The organism is Roseomonas sp. SRI_022, assembly GCF_057586215.1.
The window spans coordinates 1-16,681 of record NZ_JBYCZL010000034.1; the positions used below are offsets into that span (position 1 = coordinate 1).

Here is a 16,681-nt window from a genome sequence, read left to right on the forward strand (position 1 = left end):
CGGGCGCCCGCTCGGGCTTTGGCCGATGGCAGGGCGCTGGGCGGCGCCACCGCCTCCCGGACGCGCCGCGCCGCCACGATCCCCGAGGGCGGCCCCGCCGCCAGGCCCGCGGTCGGCAACGCCACCCCGGCCGCCTGGGCCACCCCGGTCACCAATCCCACCGCGGTCGCCCGGACCGCCGCGACCACCGACGCCACCCGCGCCGCCCGGGCCGCCCCGGTCACCAATGCCACCACGATCGCCCGGGCCGCCGCGACCACCGGCGCCGCCTGGGCCACCCCGATCACCGATCCCGCCGCGATCGCCCGGACCGCCGCGATCTCCAACGCCACCGCGCCCGCCGATCCCTTCCCCGCGCTGCGCCTGGTCGATGCGGCCGCGCATCTGGTCGCGCGCCTGCGCGCGGTCCCCGCCGCCGGCGGGCCGGTTGTCCGCGAAGCGGTTGCGCACATCGTTGCTGCTGTACGCGACGCCGCCCCGGTGGCTGGAATCGTGCCGCCAGGTGTTGCCGCTGATCTGGCCCCGGTTGGCGTTGATGTTGTTGTAGCGGTTGGCGTTGACGTTGATGTCGCCGCCGCCCCAGTTGGGGCTGCCCCAACCCCACAGCGAACCGACGATCGCCGCGCCGCCCGCGAAGGCCATGCCGGTCAGCAGCGCGCTGCCCAGGCCCCAGCCGACCGGCGGTGGGTAGTAGGCCGGTGGGCTCTGCGGATAGGGCCAGGAGCCATAGACGACGTTGGGATCGTAGGCGGGCACATAGACGGTGTCCGGCTGGGTCGGCGCGATGGTGATGACCTGCGGCGGCGGCGCCACCACCGGCGCGGCCGCGCCCGGCGCGGCCGGCGGGACGTTGACCGTCTGCGTCACGTTCACCGTCTGCTGCGGTCCCGATTGCAGCGTGCCGGCCGCCTGCGCGCGGCCGCGCAGCACTTGGATGGAATTCATCACATCCTGCTGCTGCGCCAGCACCGCGTCGCCGACCTGCTGTGTCCATTCCAACTGCTCGTTCATCATGGTCAGCACGTCGGGGAACGGCACCAGCGACTTCACCGACGGATCCCAGGGCTGCGCGACCAGCGCCTGCGCCAGCGCGTCGCCGCGCAGCGCCGCGTTCTGCCCCTGCCCGAGCCAGCGCTTCGCCTGCACGATCTCCAGCGGATAGGTCGCAGCCATCAGAATCTGCATCAGGAGGTCGTCGGGATAGAGCGCGATGGGCGCGAGCAGTTGTTCCAGTTGCGCCTGGGTCAACTGACCCTGCTGCCCCGTCGTGGCCACGGCCTGCGGCCTGGCGGCCGGGGCCGGTGCGGGCGCCGCCTGGCCCAGCGCGTCGCGCGGCGGCAGCGCCATCACCGCGAGCATCGCGACCGCGCCGGCCAGCAGGGAACTCGACGCGAGCAGGCTGTGCCGCCGGCCACCCTTGCGCGCAGGCCATCCGAGCCAGTCCATGCCTTCCTCCCTCGGGCGCGCCGCGGCGCCGAACGCATGCCACAGCCTACGCCCGCTTAGCGCCGCGCGTAGAGTGGTTTTCGCTTCCGATCCGCCACATGGTGGTCGTGACAAATGCGGCATCACGCCCGCATGAATTGCCAGACTCCGACGCGAGTGTGAGGTTTCCGCGATGATCCCCCCAATTCGGGACTGCGATCGGCGGGCCAACCGGGCGCGGCACGGCCGCGCATGATGGCGGCTGCCGCGATCGTCGCCGGCGCCGCGATGCTGGTCTGGCCGGCGCTGCTCAACGGCTATCCGCTGGTGTTCAGCGACACCGGCGGCTTCCTGCACCAGACGCTCGGGCCGCTGATGCTGTGGGACAAGCCTTGGATCTACGGGCCGCTGCTGCACGCCTTCCACTGGCGGGTGTCGCTCTGGTTGCCGCTGGCGGCGCAGGGGCTGCTGGTGTCTCACCTGCTGTGGCTCACGCAGCGGGTGTTGCGGGGTGGTGTCTCACCGGGCCTGCATCTCGGCGTCTGCCTCACCGCCGCGGTGCTGACCAGCGCGCCCTTCACCATCGCCATGCTGATGCCGGACCTGTTCGCCCCGGTCGTGGTGCTGACGCTGTTCCTGCTCGGTCCGGGACGCGACGGGCTGGCCGGCGGGGAAGTCGCCTGGCTGCTGCTGCTCGCCACCGTCGCGATCGCCGCGCATCTGTCGCATCTGCCGCTGGCGGCGGCGATGGTGGCGATGGCCGTCCTCGCGGGGCTGCCGCGCGGCCGCGCCATCGCCGATGCGCTGCGCTTGGCGCTGCCGCTCGCCGCGGCGGTGGCGCTGGTGCTGGGAACCAACGCCATCGGCCATGGCCGCGCCGCGCTGTCGCCGCACGGCGCCACCTTCATGCTGGCACGGCTGCAGGCGGATGGCCCGGCCGCGGCGGTGATCCGCGCCCGCTGCCCGGCGGCGGGCTGGTATCTCTGCGCCTTCGCCGACCGGCTGCCGATGGACGCCAACGACTTCCTCTGGAGCCCCGACAGCCCGGTGAACCGCGACGCGGACGGGCGGCCACGCTTCCTCGGCGGCGCGCTGCTCTCCGCCGAGGCCGGGCAGATCGTGGGCGAGACGCTGCGCGCGCATCCCCTCGCGGTGATCGGGGCGATGCTGCGCAACACGCTGCGCCAGCTCGTCACGGCCGAGGCGGGCGACACGCTGGGGCCGGACCATCTCGCCGCCACGTTCACGCCGCGCCTCGCCGAGGGCTTCCCGCCGCGCGAGGTCGCCGCTTTCGATGCCGGGCTGCAGTCGCGCGGCCTGCTGGGCGGGGCGGTGGCGTGGCTGGCACCGGTCCAGGGGGCGGTGCTGCTGCTGGCGCTGCCGTTGCTCGGCCTGGCCGGCTGGCGCGCCTGGCGGGCCGGCGACGGGATGGCGCTCGCCTTCCTCGCCTTCATCCTGGGCGGCGTGCTGGCCAATGCGGCGGCGACGGGCGGGCTGTCCGGCGTCTTCCCGCGCTACCAGGCGCGCATCGCCTGGCTTCTGCCGGTCGCGGCGCTGCTGGTGCTGGCGGTGCCTTCATCAAGGAAGCGCGCGTGATCCCGATCCTCGCCATCCTGGCCGGCGCCGCCCTGTTCCTCTGGCCGGCGCTGCTGAACGGCTATCCGCTGGTCTTCATCGACAGCGTCTCCTACCTCGGCCAGACGCTGTTTCCCGAATGGCCCTGGGACAAGACGCCGGTCTATGGCGCCTTCCTGCACCTGTTCCACTGGGGCTGGTCGCTTTGGCCGCCGGTCGTGGCGCAGGTGCTGATCCTGTCGCATCTGCTCTGGCTGGCGCAGCGCGGCGTGCGCGGGGAAGCGACGGTGCTGGGCCATCTGCTGCTGTGTGTGGGGCTGGCCGCGCTGACCTCCGCCCCTTGGTTCGCGGTGACGCTGATGCCGGACGTCTTCGCCGGCATCGGGCCGCTCTGCCTCGTCCTGCTCGGCTTCGCACGGGACCGGCTGAACCTTGTGGAGGCGCTATGGCTGACGCTGCTCGGCGCCGTGGCGATCGCCTCGCATCTGTCGCATCTGCCCACGGCGCTGGCGCTGGTTGGCTTCATCGCCTTCGCGGCGCGCGGCATCGCCCCGGCGCTGCACGCGGGGTTGCCCGTGGCGCTGGCGATCGCCGGGCTGGTCGGCGCCAATGCCTGGGCGACCGGGCGGCCGACGCTGTCGCCGCATGGCGCCGTCTTCCTGCTGGCGCGGCTGCAGGCGGATGGGCCGGCGACCGCGACCATCCGCGCCCATTGCCCGCGCGCCGGCTGGCATCTCTGCGCCTTCGCCGACCGGCTGCCGATGGCGTCCGACACCTTCCTGTGGGACCCGCAGTCACCGCCCAACCGCACGCCGGAGGGGCGGCCGATCCCGATGGGCGGCATGCGCCTGGCGCCCGAGGCCGCCGCCATCGTCGAGACGACGCTGCGCGAGCGCCCCGGCGAGGTCGCCGAGGCGATGATCCGCAACACCCTGCTTCAGGCCCGCATGTTCGAGGTCGGTGACACGCTCGGCGCGCGGCATCTCGCCGCCTCGGCGCGGCGGGCGGTGGCGCGGATGCCGCTGTCCGAGCTCGAGGCGTTCGACGCCGGGGCGCAGATGCGCGGCGAGCTGCCGATGATGGCGGCCCCCTTCCTGGTGCCGCAGGTGCCGGTGGTGCTCGCCTCGCTCGGCCTGATGCTGGTGGCGCTGCTGCGCGCGGTGTGGCGGCACGACCGCGCGGTGTCCGGGCTGCTGGTCGGGTTGCTGGTGGCGGTCGCGGTCAATGCCTTCGCGACCGGGGCGCTGTCCGCCCCGGTGGACCGATACCAGGCGCGGATCGTCTGGCTGCTGCCGCTCGCCGCCGCGCTCGGCCTCGCTCCACGCTTCGGCATAGGCCTAACGGATGCGGAGAAGGTCCGTGCCAGGATGGCCACATGGCAGACATCCTCCTCATCCTCCCCGTCTTCCTGATCGCTGGCCTGGTGAAGGGCGTGGCGGGCTTCGGCCTGCCGACGGTGTCCATCGCGCTGCTCGCGCTGTTCCGGCCGCTGCCCGAGGCGATGGCGCTGATGCTGGTGCCCTCGCTCGCCACCAATGTCTGGCAGGCTGTGGCCGGCAGGACGCTGCGGGAGGTGGCGCCACGGATCGGCGTGTTCCTGGTCTGCTCGGCGGTCGCGGCATTCCTCGCGGCGGGGCAGTTGGCGCGGGCGGATGCCGCACTTCTGTCGGGGCTGCTCGGGCTGTGCCTGGTGGGTTCGGCATCGGTGGCGCTGATAGCGCCGAGCCTGCCGGCACCGGCGCCGCGCACCGAGATCTGGCTGGGGCCGCCGATGGGCATCGCCTCCGGCGCCATTGCCGGGCTGACCGGCAGCTACCTGGTGCCGGCGGCACCCTGGCTGCAGGCGATCCGGCTGCCGCGCGACCAGTTCGTGCAGGGCTTCGGGCTCGGCGTGGTGATGGTGAACGGGGCGATGGCGGCGGGGTTGGCCGGGGGCGGGTTGCTGCCGGTGGGGCTGGGGCTGGCGTCCTGCGTCGGGCTGCTGCCGGCGCTCGCGGGGATGGAGGCCGGGCGAAGGCTGCGGCAACGGCTGAACGAGGCGACCTTCCGCAAGGTGGTGCAGGTCGCGCTGGGGTTGCTGGGGGTTTGGCTGGCGGTGCGGGCGTTTCTGTAGCCCTGTTCAGCGGATCGCCAGCGCATTCCCCGGCGAGCCGATGCCGCCACGCAGGTTGAGCGGCGCGGCCGTCATGAAGGCGGTGAAGCGGCCGGTCGCCGCGCTGTCCTCGGCCAGGGCCTCGAGGTCGAAGAACTCGCCCAGGCACAGGCCGAGCCGCGCGATGGCGAGGTGCAGCGCCGGCTTCCAGGGAAAGATCGGCCAGGCCTCGACCGTCGGGTTATCGGCGGCGACCGCGGCGATGCCGGCATCCCATAGGAAGCGCCACATCGGTTCGTTGCCATCCAGGCCCGAATAGTCCCGTGCCCCGTTCACACCCTGGAGCATCAAATGCCGCGCCGGCGCATCGGGCGCGGCGCGGAAGGCTTCGAGCCATCCGGTGCGCACCAACAGGATGTCGCCCGGCCGCAGCGCCACGCCCTGCGCGTCGAGGCAGGCGGCGAGATCCTCGGCCGTGGCGCGCTGCCCGCCCATCGGCGTCCAGCCCCGCCCAGTCCGCGCGAAGTGCCGGGCGAGGTCCGCCAGCACGCAGCGCCCGGCGATGCCATGCGCGAGCGCCTTGTCGATGCCGTTGCGGCTGTCCGGCCCATGCACGATCGAGGAGAGCGGCGCGTGGTTGTAGAAGCCATGCGTCGGGTCGGCGAAATGGCTGAGGCCGTCCCATTGCGTGCTGGCCTGCAGCCAGAAGCCGTCGAGGCGGTCATCGCGCGTCACGCGGCCGGGATGTTCCTCGGCCACCATCACCGGATGCGGGGCGGCGCGGCGGCGATGGGCACCTTCCAATGCCAGGCCGAAGGGTTCGTCCAGCGGCAGGTTCAGGTTGAAGCGGCGACCGGTGCGGATCTCCTCACGCGCCGCGGCGACCGTGCCCTCGGTGATGCGGTTCAGCGTGCCGATCTGGTCATCCGGTCCCCAGATGCCCCAGGACAGCGGCAGGCCGGTCGGGTCGTCGGTCGGGCGTGGCAGGTCGTCGTAGCGGGGCGGGTTCGTCATGGCCCTGATCGTAGCGCCGCCGCGGCGCGCGTCACCCGCCCTCGCAACAGGGCGTGGCCGTAAAGGCCGAGATGGCGTGGCGGCGGATCGCGGTCGTCGGTTCCGGACGCTGATGCACGCAACTGTCGATAGAGGGCAGCGCATCGCGCCCGGCGATCGAGGAGACATGCGGGCCGAGGTCGCGCAGCAACCCGTCATGCATGCCGTAGATCCAGCCATGCAGGTGCAGCTCCGCGCCGCGCGCCCAGGCATTCTCGACGATCGGCGTCGCCGCCACGCGGCGGACCTGCATCTCGATGTTGATCTCGCAGAGCCGTTCGAAGCGATGCGCGTCATCCGGCATCGCATCGAAGACCGCGCGATGCTTGCGGAAGAACATCGACAGCGGCTGCAGCCAATGGTCCACCAGCGCCCCGCGCCGGTCCACCATCGCCCGCTGCACCCCGCCGCAGCCGTAATGCCCCGCCACGATCACGTGCCGCACGCCGAGCGCATCGATCGCGTATTCCAGCACCGAGAGGATGTTGAGGTCGCTGGTGTGCACGACATTCGCGATGTTGCGATGGACGAAGACCTCGCCCGGGTCGAGGCCCAGCACGTCGTTCGCCGTCACGCGGCTGTCGGAGCAGCCGATCCACAGGTAGTTCGGCGTCTGCTGTTCCGACTGGCGGCGGAAGAAGGTCGGATCCTCCCGCGTCTTGCGCTCGGCCCATTCCAGGTTCCGGTCGAACAGGTGGTCCAGGGTCTCGGTCATGACTTCCCAGCATCCGTGCCCCGCAGCCGGGGCGGCGGCGCGACGTTTGCGCGGCGCCGATCCGCGCTTCAAGAGCGGATACGACCACTGCTTGACGCGCATCAGGGCCCGCCGCACAGGACGCGCACCAGCCCGGAGGCAGCCCATGCCGATCACCCGCCGCGCCGCCCTTGCCGCCGCCGCCGTCCTGCCGGTCGCGGCCCCGGCGCTCGCCCAGCCCTGGCCCGGCCGGCCGATCCGCGTGCTGGTCCCCTTCGCCCCCGGCGGCGCGGCCGATTCCGCCGCGCGCACCATCCTGCCGCGGATGGGCGAGCGCCTGTCCACCACCTTCATCGTCGAGAACCGCACCGGCGCCGGCGGGTCGATCGGCGGGGCGGAGGTGGCGCGCGCAGCACCCGACGGCTTCACCCTGCTGTGGGATGCGTCGTCCCACATCGTGAACCACGCGCTGCTGCGCGGGCTGACCTTCGACTACACGACCGCCTTCCTGCCGGTCAGCCAGGTCTGCACCTTCCCGCAGGTGGTCGCGGTGAAGGCCGATTTCGCGGCACGCGACATCGCCGCCTTCATCGCCATGGCCAAGGCACGGCCGAACACCATCAACATGGGCACCCAGGGCAATGCGACGGCGGGGCATCTCGGCCTCGCCCGATTCGCCCGCGAAGCGGGGATCGAGGTGACGCACGTGCCCTATCGCGGCGGGGCGGATGCGGCGCGCGACCTCGCGGCCGGGACGCTGGACGGGGTGCTCATCACCGCGCTGTCGGCGCGGCCGGTGGTGGAGAGCGGGCGGGCGCGCTTCCTCGCCGTCGCCACGGCGCAGCGCCTGCCCGGCCTGCCGGATGTCCCGACCTTGGCCGAGGCCGGCCTCGTCGGTTTCGACGTCAGCGAATGGGTCGGGATCTTCGCGCCTGCCGGCACGCCGGGAGCGATCGCGGACCGGCTGCAGGAGGCGCTCGCCGCCACCCTGGCCGAGGAGGAGGTGCGCGCGCGACTGGAGCGACTCGGCGCCCTGCCGGTCGGCAGCACGCCGGCGGCCTTCGCACGCTTCATCACCGATGGCCGCGCAGCCATGACGGTGCTGGTGCGCGAGGCGAACATCCGCATCGAGTAGCACCGGGTGCGGCTGCCGCTGACCGGCCTGTCCATCGGCGCGCTGGTCGCGGTGATGGCGCTGGCCCCTGGGGGCGCGGTGTTCGGCGGGACGCTGGCGGCGGCCGAGCTTCGGCGTGCGCCGGCCGCGCTGGCCGCGGTGGCGCTGCTGGTGCTGTTGCGCGGGCCGGGCGCATTACCCGCGGCGGCGGGCTGGGCGCTGCTGGGCGCGGCTGCCGCCGTGCTGCTGCGCGACGCGACGGGCTTTCCGGCGGCGGGCGGAGCGATCCCGGGCGAGGTCACCAGCCCTGCGGAGACGCTGTGCGACATCGGCTGGCTGGCAGTCGTCGCGGTGCTGGCCTGGCGTGGCGTGATGCCGCGCCTCACTGGACCGTTGATCGCCGCGGTGGTGGCGACGACGCGAATCGGCGGCTACGGCCGGGCGCTGGTGCCGATCCTGTGGGAAGACACGGCCTTCGAGGCGCTGGCGATGGGCATCGGCGTGGGCGCCGGGATGATCGCCGGTGTATTCGTCCTGCTGCTTGGCGGCTGGGCGGTGTCGATCCTGGCGAGGGCGCCGGAACGGTGGTCGCCGCCGGGCCGCGTGCTGTCGGCGCTGGCCGTGGCGGCCGCGCTGGGGCACATGCTGCGGGTGTGAGCATGAACCGGACGACCACTACCGCCCCCCGTGCCTCCGTGCGGCGCTGCGCCGTGGCGCTGGCGTTGCTGTGCGGCGGCACGGCGGCGGCGCAGGATCTCGACATCCTCAGCGTCGTCGGCCGACCCGTGCTGGCGCTGGCGCAGCGGCCGGAACTGACGACCGGTCTGCGCTTCAACAGTGGCGGGCACCGCAGCGCGCTGGCCGCCAGGCTGCGCGCCCCTGGCCCGCCGGTGGCGCAGGTGGCGGAGCATTTCCTGCAGGGCTGGGCCTGCCAGCCCTCGGGCTGCCGCGATGGCGGGGTGTTCCTGGCCTATGACCGCCGGGATGAACGGATCTACCTGATGCTGACGGAAAACGGCGCGGTGCGACTGTCGGTCCCGCCCGATCCGCGCGGCTGGCCGGAGGAACTGCGGGCGGGGGTGGCGGACTTCATCCCGGCGCTGGCGGGGGCGATCGGGACGCGGCCGTGAGCGCATCCCGCACGGCCCGGAAACGCCAAAGGGGCGGATGGTTGCCCATCCGCCCCTTCGCATGTCGTGCCGATCGCGCGGATCAGGCCTCGGTGGCTTCTTCCGCCACTTCCGGCTTCGGGCCGCTGTCCTGGCCCTTCGCGGCGACGTTGCGGTCCACCAGTTCGATCACCGCCATGGTCGCGGCGTCGCCGTAGCGCACGCCGGCCTTCAGCACGCGGCAATAGCCGCCCGAACGCGTCTTGTAGCGGTCGGCGATCTCGGTGAAGAGCTTCGCGACGATCTTCTCGTCGCGGATCTGCGCCAGCGCCTGGCGGCGGGCATGCAGGCCGCCACGCTTGCCAAGGGTGATGATGCGCTCGACATACGGGCGCAGTTCCTTGGCCTTCGGCAGGGTGGTGGTGATCTGCTCGTGCTTCAGCAGCGAGGTCGCCATGTTGCGGAACATCGCAACGCGGTGGGACGAGGTGACGCTGAGCTTACGCCCGGCCATTCCGTGACGCATGGTTCTGTATCCTTACCGGGCAGCCCTCAGAAGGGCTCCTCGACCTTCTTCGCGAGTTCCTCGATGTTCTCGGGCGGCCAACCGGTGACGGTCATGCCGAGGCCGAGGCCCATGGAGGCGAGCACTTCCTTGATCTCGTTCAGCGACTTGCGCCCGAAATTCGGGGTGCGGAGCATTTCCTGCTCGGTCTTCTGAACCAGGTCGCCGATGTAGACGATGTTGTCGTTCTTCAGGCAGTTCGCCGAACGGACCGACAGTTCCAGCTCGTCCACCTTCCGCAGCAGGTTGCGGTTGAACGGCAGGTCGTCGCGGATCTCCTCCTCGACCCGCGCGCGCGGCTCGTCGAAGTTGATCAGGATCTGCAGCTGTTCCTGCAGGATGCGGGCGGCAACGCCGACGGCATCCTCGGGGGCCAGCGTGCCGTCCGTCTCGACCGTCAGGATCAGCTTGTCGAAGTCGGTGCGCTGGCCGACGCGGGTCGGCTCCACGCGATAGGCCACGCGGCGCACCGGGGAATAGATCGCATCGACCGGGATCAGGCCAATCGGCGCGTCCTCGGGCCGGTTCTCCGACGCCGGGACATAGCCCTTGCCGATGTCGACCGTCAGTTCCATCGACAGCTTCGCCCCGTCGTCGAGCGTGCAGAGCACGAGCTCGGGGTTCGCGATCTCGATGTCGCCGGTGGTCTGGATCTGGCCGGCGGTGACTTCGCCGGGGCCGGTCGCGGTCAGCGCCAGCCGCTTCGGGCCATCGCCCTGCATGCGGATGGCCAGCTGCTTCACGTTCAGGACGATGTCCGTCACGTCCTCGCGCACGCCCTGGATGCTGCTGAATTCATGCAGCACGCCGTCGATGCGGATGGCGGTGACGGACGCACCCTGCAGCGACGACAGCAGCACGCGCCGCAGCGCGTTGCCCAGCGTCATGCCGAAGCCGCGCTCCAGCGGTTCCAGCACAACGGTCGCCGTGCGCAGCGGGTCCGCCCCCATTTCGACGGACTTCTGCGTCTCGATCAGCGAACGCCAATTCCTCTCGAGCACTCTCTCTCTCCTTCGGCTGTCCAGGCGGTGAAGCGGCGCGTCTCAATCAGACGCGGCGGCGCTTCCGCGGGCGGCAGCCGTTGTGCGGGATGGGCGTCACGTCCTTGATGGCCGTGACGTAGAAGCCCACCGCCTGAAGGGCGCGCAGCGCCGATTCGCGGCCCGAACCGGGGCCGGACACCATGATTTCGAGCGTTTCCATGCCGTGTTCGCGGGCCTTGCGGCCGGCGTCCTCGGCCGCGACCTGCGCGGCATACGGCGTGGACTTGCGGCTGCCCTTGAAGCCCTGGGAGCCGGAGGACGACCAGGCGATCGCGTTGCCCTGGGCGTCCGTGATGGTCACGATCGTGTTGTTGAAGGACGCCAGCACATGGGCAACGCCCGCGCTGATGTTCTTCCGTTCCTTGCGCTTGACGGGGCCACGGGCGCCGCCGCGGGGTTCGCGGGCCATCTTACTTCGTCACCTTCTTCTTGCCGGCGATCGCCACCGCCTTGCCCTTGCGGGTACGAGCGTTGGTGTGGGTGCGCTGGCCGCGGGTCGGCAGACCCTTGCGGTGACGCAGACCGCGGTAGCAGCCGAGATCCATCAGCCGCTTGATATTCATCGCCTGTTCACGCCGCAGGTCGCCCTCGACGCGATAATCGCGGTCGATGAGTTCGCGGATCTTCAGGACCTCGTCGTCGGTCAGCTGGTTCACCCGACGATCGTCGGGGATGCCGAGCTTTCCGCAGATATCCTTCGCATTCTGCGGCCCGATGCCGAAGATGTAGCGAAGCGAAATGAGCACCCGCTTGTTGGTCGGGATGTTCACGCCGGCGATGCGCGCCACAGTGCCTCTCCTGGGGCTCGGCCCCGATAATTGCCGTCCAGGGCCTATGCCCCTTCGGCGCAGTGAACAAATCCATGCAACAGAGAACGGCGGCCGGGCACGCCCGGTCGCGGGAGGGGGCGATCTAGACCTCGTCCCCCATAGAGTCAACCCTTCCCGGACAGGATGGCGCCGATCTGCCGGGCCACCTCGTCCATCGCCGCCATCCCGTCCACGCCGCGCAGCTTTCCCTGCGCTTCGTAATACGGCAGCAACGGTGCCGTCTGGCGGTGGTAGGCCTCAAGCCTCGCCGCTACCGTCTCGGCCTTGTCGTCGGCGCGGCGGGTGAATTCCGTCCCGCCACAGACATCGCAAACCCCCGGCTTCGCCGTGGGCTTGAAGGTATCGTGGTAGCCCGCACCGCATTTGGCGCAGGTGAAGCGCCCGGCGATGCGTTCGACCAGGGCCGAGTCGTCCACCTTCAGCTCGATCACGTGATCCAGCCGCAGGCCCTTTTCTGCCAGCATCCGGTCGAGGGCCGCGGCCTGCGGTTCCGTGCGCGGGAAGCCGTCCAGGATGAAGCCCTTGGCGCAGTCAGGCCGGGACACCCGGGCCGCCAGCATGGCGGTGATGACCTCGTCCGGGACGAGTTCTCCACGCTCCATGATGGCCTTGGCACGCAGGCCGATCTCGCTGCCCGACTTCACCTCGGCGCGCAGCATGTCGCCGGTCGAGATCTGGGCGATCCCATACTGGTCTTCAAGCCGCTTGGCCTGCGTCCCCTTCCCCGCCCCCGGCGGACCCAGCAGGATCAGGTTCATGCACTCTCCCCCTTCGCTCAGCGCGGTCGCGGCATGCCGCGCCCACCCAGCCGGGCCTTCTTGATCAGGCCTTCGTACTGGTGGGCGAAGAGATGCGACTGCACCTGCGCCACCGTGTCCATGGTGACAGAGACGATGATCAGCAGGGAAGTGCCGCCGAAGTAGAAAGGCACGCCGTATTGGCTGATCAGGATCTCGGGGATGAGGCAGACGACGACAAGGTAGAGCGCACCGATCACCGTCAGCCTGGTCAGCACCCGGTCGAGATAATCCGCCGTGTTCTGCCCCGGACGGATACCCGGCACGAAGCCGCCATACTTCTTGAGATTGTCCGCCGTCTCGGTCGGGTTGAACACGACGGCGGTGTAGAAGAAGGCGAAGAAGATGATCAGCGCCATGTACAGGATCATGTAGAGCGGGCGCCCATGGGCCACCAACCCGGTGATCGTCTGCAGCCAGCCTTCCTGCGTTGGGTCAGTCGAGAAACCCGCCACCGTCGCCGGCAGCAGCAGCAGGGAGGAGGCGAAGATCGGCGGGATCACGCCCGCCGTGTTCAGCTTGAGCGGCAGATGCGTCGCTTCCCCGCTGAACATGCGGTTGCCGACCTGGCGCTTCGGATACTGCACCGGGATGCGCCGCTGGGCACGTTCCACGAAGACCACGAAGGCGATCACCGCCAGCGCGACAAACAGGAAGATGATGATGAAGATGGTGGACAGCGCGCCGGTGCGGCCGAGTTCCAGCGTGGTGATCAACGCATGCGGCAGGTTTGCGACGATGCCCGCGAAGATGATCAGGCTGATGCCGTTGCCAACGCCGCGCGCGGTGATCTGCTCGCCCAGCCACATCAGGAACATGGTGCCGCCGACCAGCGTGATGACGCAGGACAGCCGGAAGAACATCCCGGGGTCATAGACCGCGGCACCGAACTGCCCGCGCATCGATTCGAGCCCCACCGCGATGCCCCAGGCCTGGAACACCGCGATCAGCACGGTCAGGTACCGGGTATACTGGTTGAGCTTCTTGCGCCCCGCCTCGCCTTCCTTCTTCAGCGCTTCCCAGGAGGGAATCGCCGCGGTCATCAGCTGTACGATGATGGATGCGCTGATGTAGGGCATGATGTTCAGCGCAAAGACGGTCATGCGCCCAAGCGCGCCGCCCGTGAACATGTCGAACATGCCAAGGATCCCGCCCCCATGCTGGGCCAGGATCTCCCCCATCACCGCGGCATCGACGCCGGGGACCGGGATATAGGTGCCGATGCGGTAGACAATCAGGGCGCCCAGGGTAAACCAGATGCGCTTCTTGAGCTCGGTCGCCTTGGCCAGAACCCCGAAATTCAGGTTCGCCATCGCCTGCTCAGCCGCCGACGCCATGCCTATCCTCCTAAGGCACTGCGGCGCACAGGTTCCCCCGCGCGCCGCAGCGAAGACCGGACCCTGACCTAGCCACGCAGGCGGCCAGGGGCAAGGGTCACTCGGACGCGGCTTCCGCCGGCGCCGCGGTGACGGTGACGGAACCGCCGGCGGCCTCGATCGCCGCGACCGCGGCAGCGGAGGCACCGGAGACCGCGATGGTCACGGCGCGCTTGATCTCGCCCTTCGCCAGCAGGCGCACGCCCGCGAGCTTGGCCGAGGAGCGCACGACGCCCGCCGCGCGCAGCGCCGCCTCGTCGATCGGCTGGCCGGCCGGAAGGCGGCCCGCCTCGATCGCCGCGTCGAGCGTGCCGAGGTTCAGCACCGCGTAATCCTTGCGGAAGATGTTCACGAAGCCGCGCTTCGGCACGCGCCGGTAGATCGGGAGCTGGCCGCCCTCGAACCCGTTCAGCGACACGCCGGTGCGCGCCTTCTGGCCCTTCACGCCGCGGCCGCCGGTCTTGCCCTTGCCGGAGCCGATGCCGCGGCCGATGCGCTTGAACTTCGGGCGAGCGCCCTCGTTGTCGCGGATTTCATTGAGCTTCATGGCTCAGTCCTCGACGCGCACCAGGTGCGCGACCTTGCGGATCATGCCACGCACGGCCGGAGTATCCTCCAGCTCGCGCGAGCGGTGACGCTTGTTCAGGCCGAGACCGATGAGGGTCTCCTTCTGGCCAGGCTTGCGGCCGATCGGCGACCCAAGCTGGGTCACCTTCACGGTCTTCTTCTCGTCAGCCATTCGCGGCCTCCGTCGCCTCGGCGGCGTCCTTCTTCTGGCCGAGCATGTCGGCGACCTTCTTGCCACGGCGGGCCGCAACGGCACGCGGGGACGTGCAGCGCGACAGCGCCGCGAAGGTGGCCTTCACCATGTTGTGCGGGTTCGCGGACCCGGTGCACTTCGCGACGACGTCGCCCATGCCCAGCGTCTCGAACACCGCGCGCATCGGGCCGCCGGCGATGATGCCGGTGCCCGCGGGCGCGGCCCGCAGGATGACGCGCCCGGCGCCGAACTCGCCGATCACGTCGTGATGCAGGGTACGGCCCTCGCGCATCGGCACGCGGATCATCGTGCGCTTCGCACGTTCCGTCGCCTTGCGGATCGCCTCCGGCACCTCGCGCGCCTTGCCGGCACCCCAGCCGACGCGGCCCTTCTCATCGCCAACCACGACCAGCGCGGCGAAGGAGAAGCGACGGCCACCCTTCACCACCTTGGCGACGCGGTTGATGGTGACGAGCTTGTCCTTCAGCTCGTCGCCGTCCTGGCGTTCCTGGCGCTGTTCGCCGCCGCCGTCGCGGCGACGGCCACGGCGCTCGCGACCGCCCTCGCCGCCACCTTCGCCACCGGACCTCGGTGCATATGCCATGTGTGTCAGCCTCTCAGAACGACAGCCCGCCCTCGCGGGCGCCGTCCGCGAGCGCCTTGACGCGCCCATGATACAGGTAGGGACCACGGTCGAAGACGACTTCCGTCACCCCGGCCGCGATCGCACGTTCGGCCACCAGCTTGCCGACCGCGGTCGCCGCGTCCTTGTCGGCGCCGGTCTTCATCCCTTCGCGCATCGTCTTCTCGATCGAGGAAGCGGCCGCGAGCGTGCGGCCCAGCTTGTCGTCGATGATCTGCGCGTAGATGTGCTTGCCCGAGCGGAACACCGACAGACGCACGCGCCCGCCGGACTTCTGCCGGAGCTGGAAGCGGAGGCGACGCCGGCGGCGCGCCTCGAGATCGAGCTTGCTGGCCATTACTTCTTCTTACCCTCCTTCCGGAGGATGGTCTCGTTGTCGTACTTGACGCCCTTGCCCTTGTAGGGCTCGGGGCCACGATACGCGCGGATCTCGGCCGCAACCTGACCGACCTGGCGCTTGTCCGTGCCTTCCACCTTCACGGCGGTCGGCTTCTCGCAGGTGATCTTGATCCCCTGAGGGATCGGGTAGCGGATCTCGTGGCTGTAGCCGAGGTTCAGCACCAGATCGGAACCCTGCACCGCGGCGCGGTAGCCGGTGCCGTTGATCTCCATCGACTTCGAAAAGCCGGCGGAAACGCCCGTCACCATCGAGTTGATCAGGCTGCGCGTCGTCCCCCACATGGTCCGCGCGCGGCGGTCCGTGCGACGGGGAGAGACGGCGACCTCGTTCGACTTGATCTCGACATCCACGTCATCCGTGAGGTCGAGCTTCAACTCGCCGAGCTTGCCCTTGGCAGTCAGCGTGCGGCCGGCCAGCGCGAGCGTAACGCCCGCGGGCACCGGCACAGGATACTTCCCAACGCGAGACATCTGTGCAGCCCCCGTCAGAACACGCGGCAGAGGACTTCGCCGCCGACATTGGCGGCGCGGGCCTCATTCTCGCTCATCACGCCGCGCGGCGTGGAGAGGATCGACGTGCCGAGCCCGTTGTAGAACTTCGGCAGCTCCGCGATCTTCGAATAGACGCGCCGGCCAGGCTTGGAGACGCGGGTGATCTCCTTGATGGCGGGCTCGCCTTCCGAATACTTCAGCTCGATATCGATGAAGCGGATACCGGGACGAAGTTCCTCGGTGCGCCAGGCGCGGATGTAGCCCTCGCGCTTCAGCACCTCGAGCACGTTCTCACGCAGCTTCGACGCCGGAGCCTTGCAGCGCGACTGGCGCGCCGACTGGGCATTGCGGATGCGGGTGAGCATATCACCCAGCGGATCGGACATGGACATGGCCGGTCCTTCCTTACCAGCTCGCCTTGACCACACCGGGGATCTGGCCCTTCGAGGCCAGTTCCCGCAGCTGGTTACGGCACAGCTTGAACTTGCGGTAATTGCCGCGTGGGCGGCCGGTCACTTCACAGCGCAGGCGGACGCGGTTCTTCGCGCCGTTGCGAGGGAACTGTGCGAGCTTCAGCGTCGCCTCGAAGCGCTCCTCCACCGGCAGCTCGCGATCCATGATCACGGCCTTCAGGGCGGCGCGCTTCGGCGCGTGAAGCTTCGACAGCTTCTCACGACGCTTGTTCTTCTCGACAGACGAGGTCTTGGCCATACC

Annotated in this window: 22 protein-coding genes; 6 read left to right on the forward strand and 16 right to left on the reverse strand. The window is 70.3% G+C overall.

Annotated features, from left to right (window positions below; all coding sequences use genetic code 11):
- On the reverse strand, positions 1 to 1,446 hold a 1,446-nt coding region (locus tag AC2YHJ_RS24250; RefSeq protein ID WP_487398762.1), incomplete at its 3' end, for a DUF3300 domain-containing protein.
- A gap of 231 nt (positions 1,447 to 1,677) precedes the next feature.
- Here AC2YHJ_RS24250 and AC2YHJ_RS24255 point away from each other — a divergent pair.
- Genes AC2YHJ_RS24255 through AC2YHJ_RS24265 form a run of 3 tightly spaced genes read left to right on the forward strand, consistent with a single transcriptional unit; the run spans position 1,678 to position 5,113 of the window.
- Positions 1,678 to 3,021, forward strand: a complete 1,344-nt coding sequence (locus tag AC2YHJ_RS24255) for a hypothetical protein (protein ID WP_487398763.1) — start codon at positions 1,678 to 1,680, stop codon at positions 3,019 to 3,021.
- Positions 3,018 to 4,412, forward strand: coding sequence for a hypothetical protein (locus AC2YHJ_RS24260; protein WP_487398764.1), 1,395 nt, complete (start codon positions 3,018 to 3,020; stop codon positions 4,410 to 4,412). The genes AC2YHJ_RS24255 and AC2YHJ_RS24260 overlap by 4 nt, the downstream gene beginning before the upstream one ends.
- Positions 4,376 to 5,113, forward strand: a complete 738-nt coding sequence (locus AC2YHJ_RS24265; RefSeq protein ID WP_487398765.1) for a TSUP family transporter — start codon at positions 4,376 to 4,378, stop codon at positions 5,111 to 5,113. The genes AC2YHJ_RS24260 and AC2YHJ_RS24265 overlap by 37 nt, the downstream gene beginning before the upstream one ends.
- Before the next feature lie 6 nt (positions 5,114 to 5,119).
- Here the strand turns inward: AC2YHJ_RS24265 and AC2YHJ_RS24270 are convergent, their stop codons facing one another.
- Together AC2YHJ_RS24270 and AC2YHJ_RS24275 are read right to left on the reverse strand one after the other, a co-directional pair.
- Positions 5,120 to 6,106 (reverse strand): cyclase family protein, encoded by a 987-nt coding sequence (locus tag AC2YHJ_RS24270; protein ID WP_487398766.1) that lies wholly within the window; start codon positions 6,104 to 6,106, stop codon positions 5,120 to 5,122.
- A 31-nt stretch (positions 6,107 to 6,137) separates the two neighbouring features.
- Positions 6,138 to 6,860, reverse strand: a complete 723-nt coding sequence (locus tag AC2YHJ_RS24275; protein WP_487398767.1) for a carbonic anhydrase — start codon at positions 6,858 to 6,860, stop codon at positions 6,138 to 6,140.
- 145 nt (positions 6,861 to 7,005) lie between these two features.
- Between AC2YHJ_RS24275 and AC2YHJ_RS24280 the strand changes: the two genes are divergently transcribed.
- From AC2YHJ_RS24280 to AC2YHJ_RS24290, 3 genes are read left to right on the forward strand one after another with little or no spacing between them, the layout of a single operon-like run.
- The gene (locus tag AC2YHJ_RS24280) at positions 7,006 to 7,974 is read left to right on the forward strand and encodes a Bug family tripartite tricarboxylate transporter substrate binding protein (protein ID WP_487398768.1); all 969 of its coding nucleotides are present in this window, start codon (positions 7,006 to 7,008) and stop codon (positions 7,972 to 7,974) included.
- 6 nt (positions 7,975 to 7,980) lie between these two features.
- Positions 7,981 to 8,610, forward strand: a complete 630-nt coding sequence (locus tag AC2YHJ_RS24285; protein WP_487398769.1) for a hypothetical protein — start codon at positions 7,981 to 7,983, stop codon at positions 8,608 to 8,610.
- Positions 8,611 to 8,612: 2 nt separating this feature from the next.
- Complete coding sequence (locus AC2YHJ_RS24290; protein WP_487398770.1) at positions 8,613 to 9,083, forward strand: Ivy family c-type lysozyme inhibitor; 471 nt, start codon at positions 8,613 to 8,615, stop codon at positions 9,081 to 9,083.
- An 82-nt stretch (positions 9,084 to 9,165) separates the two neighbouring features.
- Here AC2YHJ_RS24290 and rplQ read toward each other — a convergent pair whose 3' ends face one another.
- The 13 genes from rplQ to rpsN form a co-directional block, all read right to left on the reverse strand.
- The gene (gene rplQ, locus AC2YHJ_RS24295) at positions 9,166 to 9,588 is read right to left on the reverse strand and encodes a 50S ribosomal protein L17 (protein ID WP_487398771.1); all 423 of its coding nucleotides are present in this window, start codon (positions 9,586 to 9,588) and stop codon (positions 9,166 to 9,168) included.
- Positions 9,589 to 9,614: 26 nt separating this feature from the next.
- Positions 9,615 to 10,628, reverse strand: a complete 1,014-nt coding sequence (locus AC2YHJ_RS24300) for a DNA-directed RNA polymerase subunit alpha (RefSeq protein WP_487398772.1) — start codon at positions 10,626 to 10,628, stop codon at positions 9,615 to 9,617.
- 46 nt (positions 10,629 to 10,674) lie between these two features.
- Positions 10,675 to 11,079, reverse strand: a complete 405-nt coding sequence (rpsK, locus tag AC2YHJ_RS24305; RefSeq protein WP_487398773.1) for a 30S ribosomal protein S11 — start codon at positions 11,077 to 11,079, stop codon at positions 10,675 to 10,677.
- 1 nt (position 11,080) lies between these two features.
- Complete coding sequence (rpsM, locus tag AC2YHJ_RS24310; RefSeq protein ID WP_487398774.1) at positions 11,081 to 11,458, reverse strand: 30S ribosomal protein S13; 378 nt, start codon at positions 11,456 to 11,458, stop codon at positions 11,081 to 11,083.
- Between the two features lie 146 nt (positions 11,459 to 11,604).
- The gene (locus AC2YHJ_RS24315; RefSeq protein ID WP_487398775.1) at positions 11,605 to 12,258 is read right to left on the reverse strand and encodes an adenylate kinase; all 654 of its coding nucleotides are present in this window, start codon (positions 12,256 to 12,258) and stop codon (positions 11,605 to 11,607) included.
- Positions 12,259 to 12,275: 17 nt separating this feature from the next.
- Positions 12,276 to 13,634, reverse strand: a complete 1,359-nt coding sequence (gene secY / locus AC2YHJ_RS24320; protein WP_487398776.1) for a preprotein translocase subunit SecY — start codon at positions 13,632 to 13,634, stop codon at positions 12,276 to 12,278.
- A 97-nt stretch (positions 13,635 to 13,731) separates the two neighbouring features.
- Positions 13,732 to 14,220, reverse strand: a complete 489-nt coding sequence (gene rplO / locus AC2YHJ_RS24325) for a 50S ribosomal protein L15 (protein WP_487398777.1) — start codon at positions 14,218 to 14,220, stop codon at positions 13,732 to 13,734.
- Positions 14,221 to 14,223: 3 nt separating this feature from the next.
- Positions 14,224 to 14,412: a 50S ribosomal protein L30 gene (rpmD, locus tag AC2YHJ_RS24330; protein ID WP_487398778.1), complete on the reverse strand. Its 189-nt coding sequence runs from the start codon at positions 14,410 to 14,412 to the stop codon at positions 14,224 to 14,226.
- A complete protein-coding gene (rpsE, locus tag AC2YHJ_RS24335) occupies positions 14,405 to 15,037 on the reverse strand; it encodes a 30S ribosomal protein S5 (RefSeq protein WP_487398779.1) in 633 nt (210 codons plus the stop codon). Before rpsE ends, rpmD begins: the two co-directional genes overlap by 8 nt.
- Before the next feature lie 13 nt (positions 15,038 to 15,050).
- A complete protein-coding gene (rplR, locus tag AC2YHJ_RS24340) occupies positions 15,051 to 15,413 on the reverse strand; it encodes a 50S ribosomal protein L18 (protein WP_487398780.1) in 363 nt (120 codons plus the stop codon).
- Positions 15,413 to 15,946: a 50S ribosomal protein L6 gene (gene rplF, locus AC2YHJ_RS24345; protein WP_487398781.1), complete on the reverse strand. Its 534-nt coding sequence runs from the start codon at positions 15,944 to 15,946 to the stop codon at positions 15,413 to 15,415. The genes rplR and rplF overlap by 1 nt, the downstream gene beginning before the upstream one ends.
- 14 nt (positions 15,947 to 15,960) lie before the next feature.
- Positions 15,961 to 16,359, reverse strand: a complete 399-nt coding sequence (gene rpsH / locus AC2YHJ_RS24350; protein WP_487398782.1) for a 30S ribosomal protein S8 — start codon at positions 16,357 to 16,359, stop codon at positions 15,961 to 15,963.
- 13 nt (positions 16,360 to 16,372) lie between these two features.
- On the reverse strand, positions 16,373 to 16,678 hold the full coding sequence (gene rpsN / locus AC2YHJ_RS24355; RefSeq protein WP_244408363.1) for a 30S ribosomal protein S14: 306 nt from the start codon (positions 16,676 to 16,678) through the stop codon (positions 16,373 to 16,375).
- Positions 16,679 to 16,681 lie beyond the last annotated feature (3 nt).

Excerpts from the sequence above, each read along its gene's own strand:
- rplQ (WP_487398771.1), bottom strand. The coding sequence starts at position 9,588 with ATGCGTCACGGAATGGCCGGGCGTAAGCTCAGCGTCACCTCGTCCCAC.
- AC2YHJ_RS24265 (WP_487398765.1), top strand. The coding sequence starts at position 4,376 with ATGGCAGACATCCTCCTCATCCTCCCCGTCTTCCTGATCGCTGGCCTG.
- rpsH (WP_487398782.1), bottom strand. The coding sequence starts at position 16,359 with ATGTCCATGTCCGATCCGCTGGGTGATATGCTCACCCGCATCCGCAAT.
- rpsK (WP_487398773.1), bottom strand. The coding sequence starts at position 11,079 with ATGGCCCGCGAACCCCGCGGCGGCGCCCGTGGCCCCGTCAAGCGCAAG.
- rpmD (WP_487398778.1), bottom strand. The coding sequence starts at position 14,412 with ATGGCTGACGAGAAGAAGACCGTGAAGGTGACCCAGCTTGGGTCGCCG.
- AC2YHJ_RS24270 (WP_487398766.1), bottom strand. The coding sequence starts at position 6,106 with ATGACGAACCCGCCCCGCTACGACGACCTGCCACGCCCGACCGACGAC.
- AC2YHJ_RS24275 (WP_487398767.1), bottom strand. The coding sequence starts at position 6,860 with ATGACCGAGACCCTGGACCACCTGTTCGACCGGAACCTGGAATGGGCC.
- rpsN (WP_244408363.1), bottom strand. The coding sequence starts at position 16,678 with ATGGCCAAGACCTCGTCTGTCGAGAAGAACAAGCGTCGTGAGAAGCTG.
- AC2YHJ_RS24290 (WP_487398770.1), top strand. The coding sequence starts at position 8,613 with ATGAACCGGACGACCACTACCGCCCCCCGTGCCTCCGTGCGGCGCTGC.
- AC2YHJ_RS24255 (WP_487398763.1), top strand. The coding sequence starts at position 1,678 with ATGATGGCGGCTGCCGCGATCGTCGCCGGCGCCGCGATGCTGGTCTGG.
- rplR (WP_487398780.1), bottom strand. The coding sequence starts at position 15,413 with ATGGCCAGCAAGCTCGATCTCGAGGCGCGCCGCCGGCGTCGCCTCCGC.
- secY (WP_487398776.1), bottom strand. The coding sequence starts at position 13,634 with ATGGCGTCGGCGGCTGAGCAGGCGATGGCGAACCTGAATTTCGGGGTT.
- rpsE (WP_487398779.1), bottom strand. The coding sequence starts at position 15,037 with ATGGCATATGCACCGAGGTCCGGTGGCGAAGGTGGCGGCGAGGGCGGT.
- rplF (WP_487398781.1), bottom strand. The coding sequence starts at position 15,946 with ATGTCTCGCGTTGGGAAGTATCCTGTGCCGGTGCCCGCGGGCGTTACG.
- AC2YHJ_RS24280 (WP_487398768.1), top strand. The coding sequence starts at position 7,006 with ATGCCGATCACCCGCCGCGCCGCCCTTGCCGCCGCCGCCGTCCTGCCG.
- rplO (WP_487398777.1), bottom strand. The coding sequence starts at position 14,220 with ATGAAGCTCAATGAAATCCGCGACAACGAGGGCGCTCGCCCGAAGTTC.
- AC2YHJ_RS24315 (WP_487398775.1), bottom strand. The coding sequence starts at position 12,258 with ATGAACCTGATCCTGCTGGGTCCGCCGGGGGCGGGGAAGGGGACGCAG.